The sequence below is a fragment of the Streptomyces sp. NPDC048506 genome (assembly GCF_040651315.1).
GTDB lineage: Bacteria > Actinomycetota > Actinomycetes > Streptomycetales > Streptomycetaceae > Streptomyces.
Genome location: NZ_JBEZIX010000025.1, coordinates 81,437 through 96,183 on the forward strand (window position 1 = coordinate 81,437; position 14,747 = coordinate 96,183).

The following is a 14,747-nucleotide window of genomic DNA, read 5'->3' on the forward strand; positions in this document are numbered from 1 at the left end:
GAGAGATATGAACGGTACGACGGAGGAGACGGAACGCGTGGTGTGGACGGGAGAGTGGGTCGCCGGCCGGCTCGGGGTCTCGCTGAGCGGTGGGGACGAGTTGCCGGAGCTGCTGGGGCTGGCGCTGCGACGCAACCCGAAGCGGGCCCATCTGCTCGTGTCCAACGTGCTGGGCAAGCACGTGCCACAGCGACCCGGAGTGGTCCACGGCGCCGGCTTCCGGCTGGGGCACCGGGTGCGGGAGCTGCTGGGCGAGGACGCCGCCGCCCGCTCCGTCGTCCTGGGATACGCCGAGACCGCCACCGGCCTGGGCCACTCGGTGGCCGACGGCCTGGCGCTCGCGCCCTATCTGCACTCCACCCGTCGCCCGGTCGACGGCGTGGCGCAGGTCGGTGGCTTCGAGGAGGAGCACAGCCATGCCACCTCGCACCTGCTGCTCCCCGAGGACGACGAACTCCTCGCCGGTGACGGCCCGTTGGTCCTCGTCGACGACGAGTTCTCCACCGGCCGGACCGTCCTGAACACCATCAAGGCGCTGCACGCCCGCTTCCCGCGCGAGCGATACGTCGTCGTCGCCCTCGTCGACATGCGCTCCGACACGGACCGCAGCCGGCTGGAGAAGTTCGCGGCGGAACTGGGCGCCCGCGTCGACCTGGTGGCACTGACCTCGGGCGGCGTACGGCTGCCTGAGGACGTCCTGGATCGTGGCCGGCGACTCGTCGCCGAGCACGAGACCGCGGCCGGCCGGGGGCCGGCGGCCGAACCGGGCGGCGCGTCCGGATCCGCCGCCCGCCGCGCGGCGGCCGTACGCGTCGACCTCGACTGGCCGGCCGGGCTGCCCGACGGCGGGCGGCACGGCTTTACACCGGACCACCGCGACCGCCTGGAGGCCGCCCTGCCCGGTATGGCGACCCGGCTCGTGCAGCAGCTGGACGGCGCCCGCCGCATCCTCGTCCTCGGCAACGAGGAGTTGATGTACGCACCGCTGCGGCTGGCCGAGGCCCTGGACGCCCTGGTGAGCGAGGGGACGGGCGCTGCCGCCACGTCGCGCACCGATGAGCGGCCCGCCACCACCGCAGGTCCGGGCGTCTACTTCTCGACCACCACCCGCTCGCCGGTGCTCGCCGTGGACGACCCCGGTTACGCCATCCGCACCCGGCTGTCCTTCCCCGCCCACGACCGGCCCGCCGACGGGCCGGGGGAGCGCTACGCCTACAACGTCGCGGCCGGCACCGACCCAGGGCACCGCTTCGACGCCATCGTCGCCGTCGTGGACTCGCACGGCGACCACCCCGAACTGCACGCGTCCGGCGGGCTGCTGGACCGCCTCGCCGAGCACACCGACCGGCTGCTGCTCGCCGTCATACCCTCCTACGCCCCGCAACCCCAGGCCCGATCCATGCCCCTCCCCGAGCCGCTGCGCGGCCCCGCCTTCTCCTCCTACGACGCCGACGAGGTCGGTTGGCTGTTGCAGGACCTCTCCGACATCACCCTGGAAGCGCCCACCGAGGAGCGCGAAGAGGCGATTCAGAGCGGCGGCGCCCACTACGCCGAGTCGCTGCCGGTCGAGTACCAGCCGAGCGAGCAGTACCAGGCGCTCTTTCACAGCGCGCTGCGGACCTCCGCGAGACGGATCGCGCGCGCCGTCGGGACGGTCACCGAGACCGTGCTCGCCGAACGTCCCCAGCGTGGAGAGCGCCGGGGGGACCCCCTTCGGCGCCCCGTGCTGGTGTCGCTGGCGCGGGCCGGTACCCCTGTGGGAGTGCTGATGCGCCGCTGGGCGCGGCATGCGCACGGCCTGGACCTGCCGCACTACGCGGTCTCGATCGTCCGTGGCCGGGGGATCGACACCACCGCGCTCCGCTGGCTGGCCGCCCACCACGATCCGGCGGACGTGGTGTTCGTGGACGGCTGGACCGGCAAGGGCGCCATCACCCGCGAACTCGCCCGGGCCCTGGTGGACTTCCCGGGCTTCGACCCGCGGATCGCCGTGCTCGCCGACCCCGGCGGCTGCGTCGAGACCTACGGCACCCGCGACGACTTCCTCATCCCGTCCGCCTGCCTCAACTCCACTGTCTCCGGCCTCATATCGCGCACCGTCCTGCGCGACGACCTCGTGGGCCCGGACGACTTCCACGGCGCCAAGTTCTACCGCGACCTGGCGGCCGCCGACGTGTCGCGGGCGTTCCTGGACGCCGTCAGTGCGCGCTTCGACGACGTGGCCGAGGAGGTCGCGGCGGAGGTGAAGGAGCTGGCCGCCAGCGACCGGTCCCCCACGTGGGCGGGCTGGGCGGCCGTCGAGCGGATCAGTGAGGAGTACGGCATCCACGACGTCAATCTCGTGAAGCCCGGTGTCGGCGAGACCACGCGCGTACTGCTGCGCCGGGTCCCCTGGAAGATCCTGGCCCGGCAGGACGCCGGGGCCGATCTCGATCATGTGCGCCTCCTGGCTGAACAACGGGGCGTGCCCGTCGAAGAGGTCGACGAACTGCCCTATACCTGTGTCGGGTTGATTCATCCCCGCTTCACTCGCGGGGCTACGGGTACTGACGGCAAGGCGGTGGCCTCCTGATGAGCACGATCGTCGCCAGCGATCTCGATCGCACCCTGATCTATTCGGCCGCCGCGCTGAGCCTCGCCATGCCCGACGCCGAGGCCCCGCGCCTGCTGTGCGTCGAGACCTACGAACACCAGCCGCTGTCGTATATGACGGAGGCGGCCGCCGAACTGCTCGCCGATCTGGCCGGCAGCACCACCTTCGTGCCCACCACCACCCGCACCCGCGAGCAGTACCGGCGCATCCACCTCCCCGGACCGGCACCGGAGTTCGCGATCTGCGCCAACGGCGGCCATCTGCTCGTACACGGCGAGTCGGACCCCGACTGGCAGCGCACGGTCACCGAGCGGATCGCCACACAGTGCGCGCCCCTGGAGGAGGTGCGCACCCACCTCGTCCGCACCGCCGACCCGAGCTGGCTGCGCAAGGAGCGGGCCGCCGAGGACCTCTTCGCGTATCTCGTCGTCGAGCGTCCGCTGCTGCCCGACACCTGGGTGAAGGACCTCACCGGCTGGGCGGAGGAACGCGGCTGGACCGTCTCCTTGCAGGGCCGCAAGATCTATGCCGTACCGCAGCCGCTGACCAAGAGCGCGGCCGTGGCCGAGGTCGCGCGCCGTACCGGGGCGACCGAGGTCCTCGCGGCCGGAGACTCGCTGCTGGACGCCGATCTGCTGCTGGCCGCTGACCGCGGATGGCGACCCGGACACGGCGAACTGGCGGACTCCGGCTGGCAGGCTCCGCACGTCACCGCCCTCGACGAGCGGGGCGCCGCCGCGGGCGAGGAGATCGTACGGGCCTTCATCCGCGCCGCCGCACCCCCGGGCCGCGCCGGCTGACCCGGACGGCCACGAAGGTCGCCACGGACAGCGCGGCTGCCGCCAGGACCGCGTTGGAATAGACGTCGACAAAGCCGGTCACCTCCTCCCACTGCTCGCCGAGCAGGTAGCCGGCGATGACGAAGATCGTGTTCCAGATCAGGCTGCCGAGGGTGGTCAGGACGAGGAAGACCGGTATCGGCATGCGCTCGATGCCGGCGGGTATCGACACCAGGCTGCGGAAGAGGGGAATCATCCGGCCGAAGAAGACCGCCTTCGTGCCGTGCCGCTGGAACCAGCGCTCTGTCTTCTCGATATCGGAGACCTTGACCAGCGGCAGCTTCGCGGCGACGGCGATCGTGCGCTCTCGCCCGAGCAGCGCGCCCACGCCGTACAGCGCCAGGGCGCCGGCCACCGAGCCGAGGGTCGTCCACGCCAGCGCGGACGGCAGATACATACTGCCGCGGCCGGCCGCGAAACCCGCCAGTGGCAGGATCACCTCGCTCGGCAAGGGTGGGAAGAGATTCTCTGCGGCGATCGCCAGACCCGCGCCGGGCGCGCCGAGCGCGTCCATGAGGTCGGTGATCCAGCCGGGTGCGGTGTGTCCGATGCTCTCGATCATGTTTTCAACGCTATGAATTCCCGCCCGTCCGCACATTGCGGTACACCGCACAAAAGACTGCGGTTTTCCGCAGTGTGCGGGACCGGCGGTGCGGCTAGCGTTTTGATCATGTTGGGAATTGCACGGCGCGGATTGCGCCTGGCGACAGGGCTGTTGCTCGGTGCCGTGATGACGGCGGCCGAGCTCCCCTTCGTCGTGCTCTCCGGCCTGTCCCTGCTGCTCGTCTTCGCCTGGCCGCGCGGCCGCCGCGCCGTCCTGCGGCCCGTGACGGCCGGCGGACGGGCCCTGACCGAGGCCAGTCGGCGCCGCCTCCGCATCTACCTCACGACCGAGACCTCCGACGCCTACGCCGACCACCGCGCTCTGCAATACCTCGCACTGCGCTGGGCGTTGGGGCTGCTGGGCGTCCTCGTTCTGAGCGCGGCGCTGATCGGGGCGGCGTACGGCGTCTCCTGGATCGTCGTCCTGCTGGTCTCCGAGGTCGACCACCCCGGCACGCTCGCGTTCGGAACGGTCGGCGGCCTCTTCCTCCTCTTCCTCAGTCTCCAGGGCACGTTCGGAGTCGCCGACCTGGAGTCCAAGCTCGCGCGCCGCTACCTCGGCCCGAGCCATCAGGAGGAACTGGAGCGCCGCATCGAACAGTTGGCGGCGAGCCGCGCCGGGGTGATCGCCGCGGTCAATGACGAGCGCCGCCGCATCGAGCGCGATCTGCACGACGGTGTGCAGCAGCGGCTGGTGGCGCTGGGGATGCTGCTCGGCCGTGCGCTGCGCAGCCAGGACGAGCAGCGGGCGGAGCAACTCCTGCGCCAGGCCCACGAGGAGAGCAGTCAGGCCCTGACCGAGCTGCGCGAAGTGGCCTGGCGGGTCTATCCGACGGTGCTGGACGAGGCGGGCCTGCGGGTGGCCCTGGAGACGGTCGCCGAGCGCTCGGCCATCCCCGTACTGCTCGACTACGACCTCGCCGTCGAGCCCGAGACCGATGTGGCGACGGTCGCCTACTTCGTGGTCTCCGAGGCCGTCACCAACGCCGTCAAGCACTCCGGCGCCGGGCTGATAAGGGTCCGCGTCGCCCGAGGCGAGGACGCCGTGCTCGTATGCATCGAGGACGACGGACAGGGCGGCGCGGACTCCTCCGGCAGCGGTCTGTTCGGGCTGGCCCGCCGGGTCGCCGCCCTCGACGGCCGGTTCCGGGTGGACAGCCCGGCCGGCGGACCGACCACCATCACCGCGGAGCTGCCGTGCGCGTAGTGCTTGCCGACGACTCGACCCTGTTGCGGGAGGGCCTGGTGCGCCTCCTCGCCGAAGAGGGCCATGAAGTGACCGCCGCGGTCGGTGACGCCGATCAGCTGATCGCCGTGCTGGAGCGGGCGGCGGAGACGGGGCAGAAACCGGACGCGGTCGTTGTGGACGTCCGTATGCCGCCCACGCACTCGGATGAGGGCCTGCGGGCAGCCGTGCAGATCCGGGGGCGCTGGCCCGACGTCGGGGTGCTGGTGCTCTCGCAGTACGTCGAACGCCGCTATGCGACGGAGCTGCTGACCGAGGACAGCGAGGGGGTGGGCTATCTGCTCAAGGACCGGGTGGTCCAGGTGGACGAGTTCCTGGACGCACTGGAGCGGGTGGGCGCCGGCCAGGCCGCCTTCGACCCCGACGTCGTGCGGCAATTGCTGATGCGCAGCCGGCGCTCGGACCCACTGGGCACGCTCACCGCACGCGAGCGGGAGGTACTCGCGGAGATGGCGCAGGGCCACACCAATGCGGCGATCGCCGCCCGGCTGCACATCTCCTTGAGCGCCGTGGAGAAGCACGCGAACGCGATCTTCGACAAGCTCGACCTGATCGGCGCGTCCGGCTACTCGCGCCGGGTCCTGGCAGTGCTGCGGTACCTGGGGACGTGAGGAGAGCGGTGGGATGCGACGGAGAGGCGGGGCGAGACAGCACGGAAGAGGGGCATGGGAAAGGAAGGCGGGGCGAGACGGGAGGAAGGGGCGATGAAGGAGCGGAAGGCGGGACGTACCACAGGGGGTAGTGGTGGGAGATGAGAGATGACGGCTGGTGCCGGGGGAAATCGATAGTCTCGCCGAGGCAGTTGGCTGCACCGTCCGGTGACCGGCCGAGACCGTGGTCCTTGAACAGAGGAGAGTCAGTGGCGGAGTCCAAGAGCACCCCGATCACACCGAAGATCTACGAGTACGTCCTCGCCCACAACCCGCCGTTGGACGCGGTACAGCGAGGCATCGTGGAGCTCACCCACCAGAAGTTCCCCGACGCGGCGGGGATGCAGTCGGCCGAGGAACAGGGGCCGCTGCTCGCGTTCCTCGTGCGGCTGATCGGGGCCCGGCACGTCGTCGAGGTGGGGACCTTCACCGGATACTCGACGCTGTCCATGGCCCAGGCGCTGCCCGAGGACGGCACGCTGATCGCCTGCGACGTGTCCGAGGAGTGGACGGCGTACGGCCTGGAGGCCTGGGCCGAGGCCGGGGTCGCGGACCGCATCGAACTGCGGATCGCGCCCGCGCTGGAAACGCTGCGGGCGATGCCGTCCGAGCCGCACATCGACCTCGCCTACCTCGACGCGGACAAGGGCGGCTACATCGCCTACTGGGACGAGCTGGTGCCGCGGATGCGACCCGGCGGCCTGATCGTGGCGGACAACGTCCTGTACCGCGGCGAGGCCGTCGACCCGGCGGCGACCGGTTCGGGCCTGGCTATCAGGGCGTTCAACGATCATGTGAAGGCGGACGAGCGCATGGAGTCGGTGATGCTCACCGTGGCGGACGGTGTGACGCTGGCGCGCAAGCGGTAGCCGTAGCGGTGGCGCCGCGTGGCCCGTGCGGACCGGGCAGGCCGGGGCACGTCCCAGGCGCGGTGCGCCCGCGGCACCGGGTCCCCGGTCGCATGCCCGGCTGCCCCGGGCCGATGGAGCGGGGCAGCCGGCCCGGACAGGCCCAGGGGGACGCCCCTAGCCGCAGCAGCCGCCCCCGCAGCAGCCGCCGCCACCGCCGGCCCGGCCGCTCGGGGCGGGGGCGGTCGCCGTGCCGCCGACGGCGACCGTCGAGAGGAGCTTCACGGTGTCCTCGTGGCCCTCGGGGCAGACGGCCGGGGCGGAGGACTCGGCCATCGGCCGGTTCAGCTCGAAGGTGGAGCCACACGGGCGGCACCGGTATTCATAACGAGGCATGGCCACAGATTAGCCGCGGCTCCGCTCAGCGCACGACGCTGCCGGGCGGCGCGCCCAGCAGGCCCAGCTCCGCGCGGGTCGGCGCGCCCTCCCAGTCGCCGTGCGAGGCGACCGCGAACGCCCCGGTGGTGACGGCGCGGGCAAGGCGCCCGGCCGGCCCCTCACCGTCCAGTAACGCCGAGAGGTACCCGGCCACGAAGGCGTCACCGGCACCCACCGCGTCCACGGCTCGCACCGGTGTGGCGGGCTGGTGCAGCGAGCCGTCCCGGCTGAAGACCGTCGCCCCGTCCGCGCCGAGCTTGACCACGACCTCGCCGACGCCCTGCTCCAGCAGCAGCTTGGCCTGGGCCGCGAGGGCGACAGGAGCGGCGGCCTCCTCCCGTGCCGCGGCGCCGCCGGGGAGGCACAGCGGCAGCTCGTCGTCGGAGGCGATCAGGACGTCCACGAAGGGCACCCACCTGCCGAGGACCCCGGCGGCCTCCTCGGCGGACCACAGTCGTGCCCGGAAGTTCACGTCCAGGCAAACCAACGAACCGTGCTGTCGCGCCAGTTGGAGGGCGCGTTCGGCCGCCGCACGGGCCGAGGGGCTCAGGGACGGAGTGATGCCGGTCAGGTGCAGGACGCGCGGTGGGGCGGCGGCGAAGACCCCGCCAACCGAGTCCGCCGCGATCCGTGAGCCGGCCGATCCCGCCCGGTAGTAGTGCACCCGGGTGACCTCGGGCAGCCGCGGTTCGAAGAGCAGCAGCCCGGTCGGCGCGCCGGGATCGACAGCGGCGCCGGACACCTTGACGCCCTCGGCCCGCAGAGTACGGAGCACCAGCTGACCGGCCTCGTCATCGCCGACCGCGCCCGCCCAACTGACCCAGTGCCCCAGCCGGACCAGGCCGATCGCGACATTGCTCTCCGCCCCGGCGACCGAGACATGCATCGTGCCGCCCAGTCTCAGCGGACCGCTGCCGCGCAGGGCGACCATGGTCTCGCCGAAGGTGAAGACGTCCGGTCGGACCGGCTGCCCGGGGAACCGAGCGCGGTCGGCGCCGCCCCGCGGTTCTCGGCACTCGCCCCCGCTCCCGGTAGCCGCCTCGACCGGCGTCGTCATCGGGCACATACCGCCTTGAACTCCGCGGCGCGTTTGCGCAGCTCGTCCAGGTCGCCGCCGTCGGCCGCATCCCCGACCAGCGGCGAGCCGACGCCCACGGCCACCGCTCCGGCGTCGAAGTACGCCTGGGCCAGCGCGCTGTCCACCCCGCCGGTCGGCACGAACGGCAGCTCGGGGAACGGCCCGCGGAGCATCTCCAGATATCCGGGCCCGCCGGCCGATGCCGGGAACAGCTTCAGCGCCGACACCCCGAGCGCCTCGGCCGCGATCACCTCGGACGGCGTCAGCACGCCGGCGAGCGTCGGCAGCCCCTGCCGCACCGACTCCTCCAGCCCCGCCCCCAGGCCGGGCGTGACGATGAGGTTCGCCCCGGCCTCGGCGGCGCGCCGGGCGTCGTCGCCGGTCAGGACGGTGCCGGCGCCGAGCCAGGCCGCGTCGCCCAGCTCCGCGCGGGCCCGGCGGATCACGGTGAGCGCGTCTTTGCCGCTGAGCGAGACCTCGATCAGCGGGAGGCCTGCCTCCGCAAGTGCCATGACCGTACGGAAGGACGCCTCCGCATCCCTGCCCCGGATGATGGCGACCAGCCGCTCGGTCCGGAGCGCTTCGCTGAAGTCCATGGCGTTTCCTACTTTCTCCGCTCCCCGCCGCATGCGGACTGCGGGGGTGGGGCGTTCGGGCGCAGGGGGTGGCGTCTTCAATTATTCCGGCCCGGCCGGGGCGATGGGGCCCATGCGCCCAGCGCTTTGCACCCAACCTCTGTACCCAACCTCTGTACCCAACCTCTGTACCCCACCTCTGCGCCTGGCCCTCGGCACCCGGCCGTCTGCACCTGGCCTTCTGCGCCCGGCCCTCGGCATTCGGCCCTCTGTACCGAGTCCCGGGTGCCGGGTGCCGGCCCGCCGTCACCATTCGGCGAACGCCCCGTCCGGATGGCGCCACACCGGGTTCCGCCAGGCGTGCCCCCGCTCGTTCGCCGCCCGCACGGCCGACTCGTCCACCTGCACACCGAGTCCTGGGCGGTCGGTCCGCAGCAGCGATCCGCCGTGGAAGCGGAAGGGCTCCGGATCCACGACGTAGTCCAGCAGCTCGGCGCCCTGGTTGTAGTGGATGCCGATGGACTGCTCCTGGATGAGGAAGTTCGGGGTGGTGAAGGCGACCTGGAGGCTGGCGGCCAGCGCGACCGGGCCGAGGGGGCAGTGCGGGGCGAGCTGCGCCCCGTACGCCTCCGCGAGCGCGGCGATCCGGCGCAGCTCGGAGATGCCGCCCGCATGCGAGACATCGGGTTGCAGGACCGCGACGCCGGCTTGCAGGGGAGCGAGGAACTCTCGCCGGGTGTAGAGACGTTCACCGAGTGCGAGGGGGATCGTGGAGGCGTTCACGAGATCAGGGAGGGCGTGCGGGTAATCCGGAAGGACCGGTTCCTCGACGAACATCGGCGCATACTCGGCCAGCAGCGGGAGCAGCCTGCGCGCGTTGGCGGGGGAGACCCGGCCGTGGAAGTCGAGGCCGAAGTCCCTTTCGTCGCCGAGCACTTCACGGGCGGTCTCGGCGCGGAGCAGGCAGGCGCGTACCTCGGCGCGGTTGGCCACCGGGCCCATCCGTCCGCAGCCGTTCATCTTGACGGCCGTGAAGCCGGCCTCGACCTGCGCGGTGATCGCCTCGCGGACGGCCTGTGGTTCGTCGCCGCCGACCCATGCGTAGGCACGGATCCGCTCGCGCACCGGCCCGCCCAGCAGCTGGTGGACGGGGGCGCCGTGCCGCTTGCCCTTGATGTCCCACAGCGCCTGGTCCAGGCCGGCGACGGCGGACGACAGGACCGGCCCGCCCCGGTAGAAGCCGCCCTTGGTCATCACCTGCCAGTGGTCCTCGATGCGCGCCGGATCCTGACCCAGGAGGTACTCCGACAGCACCTCCACTGCCGCCCGGACGGGTTCGGCCCGCCCCTCGACGATCGGCTCACCCCAGCCGACCAGGCCGTCATCGGTCTCCACGCGCACGAACATCCAGCGCGGCGGGGCGAGGAACGTCTCGATGCGGCCGATCTTCATGGAGCGGTCCGTCCTTTCGGGCGTACGCGGGCGGGGCGTGCGGTGCACGCGACGGGCTCGTGCGCGGTGTTCTGCCCGTGAGGGACGTCGCCGTAACGACGCGACCGGCACCCGAAACGACGCGACCGGCACCCGACCTCCGTAGGCGTCCGTAGGTAGGCATCCGTAGACCTACGGAGGCTCCCGCGCCGACTTGTCCAGCAGTTCGAGCATTGCCATGTACGCGCCGTCGACGTCCCGGTTCCGCACGGCCTCGACGACCGCGGCATGGACCGCGTGCGGATGCTCGACTGTGCCGTCGGCGGCGATCACCTCCCGGTCGCGCTGGACGAGCACCGGCACGATCACCCGGTGCATCTGCGCGTAGAAGCGGTTGTTCGACGCGATCAGCATCGCCGTGTGGAAGGACGCGTCGGCGCGCACCAGCAGCGCCGGATCGTCGTCGGTCGCGGCCATCGCGCTCAGCGCGGCGTCCAGCGCCGCCAGATCGTCATCGGTACGGCGCTCCGCGGCCAACCCGGCCGCGGCGGGCTCGATGGAGCGGCGCAGTTCGAGCACATCGGCGAAGAAGTCGGAGGACACCCCGGCCGCGAGTTTCCAGCGCAGCACGTCCGCATCCAGGAGGCTCCACTCCTCCCGGGGCCGGACGAACGTGCCCCGGTTCTGGTCCGTGTCGAGGAGCCCCTTGACGGTCAGTACCTTGATCGCCTCGCGCAGCACGGTCTGACTGACGTCCAGTTCCGCCGTCAGCTCCGACACGACCAGGGTTCGGCCCTCGTCGTAGGTGCCGTCGAAGATCCGCCTGGCGAGGGTTTCGACCGTTGCGTTGTGGCCCCCGTGTCCGGTGGTGGAGGCGGGACGCCCCGACCGGCTCATGGCGCTGCTCCTTGCTTCTCTTCCGCGTCCCCTTGCTTCTCTTCCACGTCCCCCGGCACCCGGGCACCCCGACAACCCGGGCACCGGGCATCCGCGCCCCACGTTCCCGCACGGGCACGTAAAGGCACTCATCAACAGGTACGCATGCGGGGGACACACACCGCTGCCGCCGTATGCCGACGCGCCGCCCCTGGACGCATCGGCTGCGGTTGCTCGTCCTGATCGTCGAGCCGCCGCCCGGCGGTACCCGGCCGTCCGGTCATCAGGGCGTACCGAGCACCCCAATCCCACCTCGGTACGCCCTGACGTCTTCCATCTCGGTACGCCCTGAGGTCTCCGCCTCGGCTCACCGCTCCTTGGTTCCGGTGCCTGCGCTGCCCCCGCTGCCTCCGGTGCTTCCGCTGGTGCCCGTGCCGCCCGCGCCACCGCCGGCTTCGGTGCCCGCGCGTCTGTGGCTGATGCTGTGGCTGGTGCCGGGGCCCAGCGAGCCGAGGCCGGCGTGCGAGGCGCCCTGCATCCTGAGGCGGGCCGTCTGCCGTCCGGCCGTCATCCCGGATATCGGATGCCACTCCCCACGGTCGAAACGTTCCGCTTCCTCGGGGTGCCGGGCGCGCCAGTACGGGTTGTCGGACGGGAGGCCGCCGCTGACCCGCCCGTACATGCCGAAGACCAGCAGCATCAGCCCGACCACAAAGCTGAACAGGACGTTCTGGATCCGGAACGCGAGGAAGTTCGCGTTGGTCTGCAGCAGCGCCAGATTCACGAATCCGCTCAGCAGGAAGAGCCCGCCGAAGACGATGTTGAGGGTCGAGGCGAAGTTCCCGCCGATCACCATGCCGGCGACGAGGATCGCTCCGACGACGATCGAGAGCACGCTCAGCGCGCCGTTGGTGTTCAGCCCGGCCACGGTGTCGCCGCCGGTGTCGAAGAAGCCGATGTTGTGGGTCAGTCCGAGGATGCCGAATGCGAGCAGTACCAGGCCCATCACCCCGGCGCCGATGCGGTAGACCTTGCTGAGCCCATGGTCCACGGGCAGATGCTCATCGAGCCGGGCGTGGGTGCGCCGTCCCTTCCCCCGCAGGTGGAACCGCCCCATGGGCCCGTGCAGGGTCTGGCCAGTAGCCCCAGTAGCCATGCCGGCCTCCTTCGCGCAGATGTGCCGCCTGGGCCGTACTCAATCTCCAGGATCCGCCCACGGGCCGCTTCACGCCATCGCGGCCCGGGACCTGCTCCCCGTGGTTCGCCGCGGGCTTACTCGTCGTGGCCACCAACCCACTGACCTGTCCGCCGCGGCTCGCCGCGCGCCTACGCGTCATGGCTTCCCACGGGCCTGTCCGCTGCGGCTTCCCGCAGGCCGGCCCTCCTGCCTCCTGGTCTCAGCCGCCGGCGCCGGCCCCGCCCCGGGCGTCCCGGATCTCCTGCACCACCCGGGCCGCCGTCTGCCGGACCGCCTCGGTCTCGGTCAGGAAGTGCCACCAGTCCGGATGCCGCCCCTCCAGACCCGCGACCGCACGGTCCAGCCGCGCCACCGCGTCGTCCAGGGGACGGGCATGCCGCGGATCGGGGGTGCTACGCCCCGCCATCGCCAGCCGCTGTGCGTCCCGGATCGCAAAGCGGGTCCGCTCGACCTCCTTCTGCCGGTCGAACGACACCGCATCGAGACGCTGGAGCCGGTCACCGGCCGCCGACACCGCCTCGTCGGTGGTGTCGAGCAGCGCGCGGACGGTCGCCAGCAGGCTCGTGGCGTCCGCCCAGCGCTGTTCGTCCCGTGCCTGCTGCGCCTCTCGAAGTTTGACCTCGGCCTGCTGCACGGACTGCGCGGCCCTCTCCGGTACGTGCTGTAGGTCCTGCCAACACGCCGCGCTGTACCGACGCCGCAGCTCGCTGAGGACCGGCTCGACCTTCTCGGCGCGCGTCGTGATCGCCTGCGCCCGGGTCCGCAACGACACCAGCCGCTTGTCGATCTCCGCCGCCCGGGCCGGCAGCCGCTCGGCCTCGGCCCGTACGCCCTCCGCCTTGCGCAGCACCTCGTCGGCGCGCTGGATCGTCTCCGGTACGCCGTGTTGCCCGGCGCCCTGATTGAGCTTGGTCAGCTCCGGGCCGAGCGCCGCGAGCCGGGCCGCGAGATCATCGGCGCGCAGCCCCTTCGCCCGGAGCTCGTCCAGCGCGTTGCTCGCCGCCAGCAGCGCCTGCCGCGCCCGTTCCACGGCTGGGGCCAGCCGGGCCAGCTGCGTCTCCGCTGACTGGAGCAGCGGCCCCAGCCCCTGCGCGAACCGGTCCAGCTCGCCCTTGACGCGGTCCAGCTCGGCCTTGGCCCGGGTGAGATCGGCCCGCGCCCGCGCCATCGCGGCGCCGTCGAGGTCGTCACGGTCCAGGTCATGGGCGTCGACCGCGGTGATGTAGCCCTGACTCACCTCGTCGATCCGCCGGCCGAAACCCTCGTAATCGGCCGCGGCCCGCCGGGCCTGCGGCGAACTGTCGACGGCGGTGATCGTTTCTATGGAGATCCGCAGATCCCGCTGCGCGGTGTCCAGCTCGTAGAACGCCGCCGCGGCGGCGTCCTTCGCAGCCTGTGCCTCGGCCCGCTGACTCTCGCCGCGCCCGAACCAACGACGGGTCCCGCCGCCCGCGAACGCCATCGGCGCCAACGCCGCCAGCAACGGCAGCGGCAGCAACGCCAGCGCGACCACATCCCGCACCGGGCCCCCACGCACGCGCCGGCGTTCTCGCTGCTCATGCGGCTGCGTGTGTGTCGCCGTCACTTCCCTCTCCCGATCGGATCGCCCCAGGGCCGGGTGTCATTCTCCCACTGACCGGAAACGAACACACCGGCCGGTAAGTTCGCACTTCGAGTACTGGTTTGCAGTTCGGCCCCGACGGCAAGGTAGTCTGTCGGCTCGGCCAGGGCGCATAGCTCAGCGGTAGAGCGCTGCTCTTACAAAGCAGATGTCGGCGGTTCAAATCCGTCTGTGCCCACTGCGCTGACCAGCGCAAACGCAGTTAAATGCCCTTCCGGATCATGATCCGGAAGGGCATTTTTGCGTTGCGGGGGACAGGCGGGGGACACGAAGCAGTACTCATCGTTTTGCGTCCTGCGAGGACGCGTAAGGGCTTATGAGGGTGTCCCGGGATCGTGACAAGGCGAACGCCTGCTGCCAGTGGTGCAGTGACCGAGCCGTGGGGCTGCCTGAAGGTGTTCTGCTCCGGGCCGGGCCGCAGCTCGGCAGCTCCGTTGTGCCGATGAAGACCTTGAGCTCGGTATGGAACGGGAAGCCGAGCCGGCCTTCGAGCGTGGCGATCCGCTCCTTGGTGACTTCCAGGGGCCGTATCGGACATCATCCGATACGGCCCCTGGCTTGCGCTGCGGCAACCGTGGCGCCTCAAATTCTGGTGCCCGGACGCTACGGCCGCGCCGGCTGGTCTCCTGACGGCTCAGACGGCTGTCTTACCGCATTCGTCGAGCCAGGGAATGGGGGCATGCCGGTGTGCAGCCCGTTCGCAATGGAGTGGGAGGAGGGGCAGCGGGCAGAGCCAGGAACAGGCACTAAG

General features: G+C 71.6%; 13 protein-coding genes and 1 tRNA gene. 6 read left to right on the top strand and 8 right to left on the bottom strand.

The window, feature by feature from the left end; translation table 11 throughout:
• The first annotated feature begins 7 nt into the window (after positions 1-7).
• On the top strand, positions 8-2,572 hold the full coding sequence (locus AB0C96_RS21400; RefSeq protein WP_362919257.1) for a phosphoribosyltransferase: 2,565 nt from the start codon (positions 8-10) through the stop codon (positions 2,570-2,572).
• Positions 2,572-3,393: an HAD family hydrolase gene (locus AB0C96_RS21405; RefSeq protein WP_362919258.1), complete on the top strand. Its 822-nt coding sequence runs from the start codon at positions 2,572-2,574 to the stop codon at positions 3,391-3,393. Before AB0C96_RS21400 ends, AB0C96_RS21405 begins: the two co-directional genes overlap by 1 nt.
• On the opposite strand, the gene AB0C96_RS21410 is transcribed toward AB0C96_RS21405, so the two are convergent.
• Entirely contained in the window at positions 3,356-3,994 is a 639-nt protein-coding gene (locus AB0C96_RS21410; RefSeq protein WP_362919259.1) for a DedA family protein, read from the bottom strand. The genes AB0C96_RS21405 and AB0C96_RS21410 overlap by 38 nt on opposite strands.
• 108 nt (positions 3,995-4,102) lie before the next feature.
• Here AB0C96_RS21410 and AB0C96_RS21415 point away from each other — a divergent pair, with 108 nt between their 5' ends.
• The 3 genes from AB0C96_RS21415 to AB0C96_RS21425 all read left to right on the top strand — a co-directional run bounded on the left by AB0C96_RS21415 (position 4,103) and on the right by AB0C96_RS21425 (position 6,800).
• Positions 4,103-5,242, top strand: a complete 1,140-nt coding sequence (locus AB0C96_RS21415; protein WP_362919260.1) for a histidine kinase — start codon at positions 4,103-4,105, stop codon at positions 5,240-5,242.
• Positions 5,233-5,892, top strand: coding sequence for a response regulator transcription factor (locus tag AB0C96_RS21420; protein ID WP_362919261.1), 660 nt, complete (start codon positions 5,233-5,235; stop codon positions 5,890-5,892). The genes AB0C96_RS21415 and AB0C96_RS21420 overlap by 10 nt, the downstream gene beginning before the upstream one ends.
• 248 nt (positions 5,893-6,140) lie before the next feature.
• The gene (locus tag AB0C96_RS21425; protein WP_362919262.1) at positions 6,141-6,800 is read left to right on the top strand and encodes an O-methyltransferase; all 660 of its coding nucleotides are present in this window, start codon (positions 6,141-6,143) and stop codon (positions 6,798-6,800) included.
• A 156-nt stretch (positions 6,801-6,956) separates the two neighbouring features.
• On the opposite strand, the gene AB0C96_RS21430 is transcribed toward AB0C96_RS21425, so the two are convergent.
• From AB0C96_RS21430 to AB0C96_RS21460, 7 genes are all read right to left on the bottom strand, one after another.
• Positions 6,957-7,175 carry a zinc ribbon domain-containing protein gene (locus AB0C96_RS21430; protein WP_362919263.1) on the bottom strand — a complete coding sequence of 73 codons (219 nt, stop codon included), beginning with the start codon at positions 7,173-7,175 and terminating at the stop codon, positions 6,957-6,959.
• Positions 7,176-7,200: 25 nt separating this feature from the next.
• Entirely contained in the window at positions 7,201-8,274 is a 1,074-nt protein-coding gene (locus AB0C96_RS21435; protein WP_362919264.1) for a sugar kinase, read from the bottom strand.
• On the bottom strand, positions 8,271-8,891 hold the full coding sequence (locus AB0C96_RS21440) for a bifunctional 4-hydroxy-2-oxoglutarate aldolase/2-dehydro-3-deoxy-phosphogluconate aldolase (protein ID WP_362919265.1): 621 nt from the start codon (positions 8,889-8,891) through the stop codon (positions 8,271-8,273). Before AB0C96_RS21440 ends, AB0C96_RS21435 begins: the two co-directional genes overlap by 4 nt.
• A gap of 285 nt (positions 8,892-9,176) precedes the next feature.
• Positions 9,177-10,322 carry a galactonate dehydratase gene (gene dgoD / locus AB0C96_RS21445; protein ID WP_362919266.1) on the bottom strand — a complete coding sequence of 382 codons (1,146 nt, stop codon included), beginning with the start codon at positions 10,320-10,322 and terminating at the stop codon, positions 9,177-9,179.
• A gap of 171 nt (positions 10,323-10,493) precedes the next feature.
• Positions 10,494-11,198 (bottom strand): FCD domain-containing protein, encoded by a 705-nt coding sequence (locus AB0C96_RS21450; protein ID WP_362919267.1) that lies wholly within the window; start codon positions 11,196-11,198, stop codon positions 10,494-10,496.
• Between the two features lie 346 nt (positions 11,199-11,544).
• Positions 11,545-12,294: a DUF4383 domain-containing protein gene (locus tag AB0C96_RS21455; RefSeq protein ID WP_362919304.1), complete on the bottom strand. Its 750-nt coding sequence runs from the start codon at positions 12,292-12,294 to the stop codon at positions 11,545-11,547.
• A gap of 280 nt (positions 12,295-12,574) precedes the next feature.
• Positions 12,575-13,837 carry a hypothetical protein gene (locus AB0C96_RS21460; RefSeq protein ID WP_362919305.1) on the bottom strand — a complete coding sequence of 421 codons (1,263 nt, stop codon included), beginning with the start codon at positions 13,835-13,837 and terminating at the stop codon, positions 12,575-12,577.
• Between the two features lie 265 nt (positions 13,838-14,102).
• Here AB0C96_RS21460 and AB0C96_RS21465 point away from each other — a divergent pair.
• Positions 14,103-14,174, top strand: a tRNA-Val gene (locus tag AB0C96_RS21465).
• Positions 14,175-14,747 lie beyond the last annotated feature (573 nt).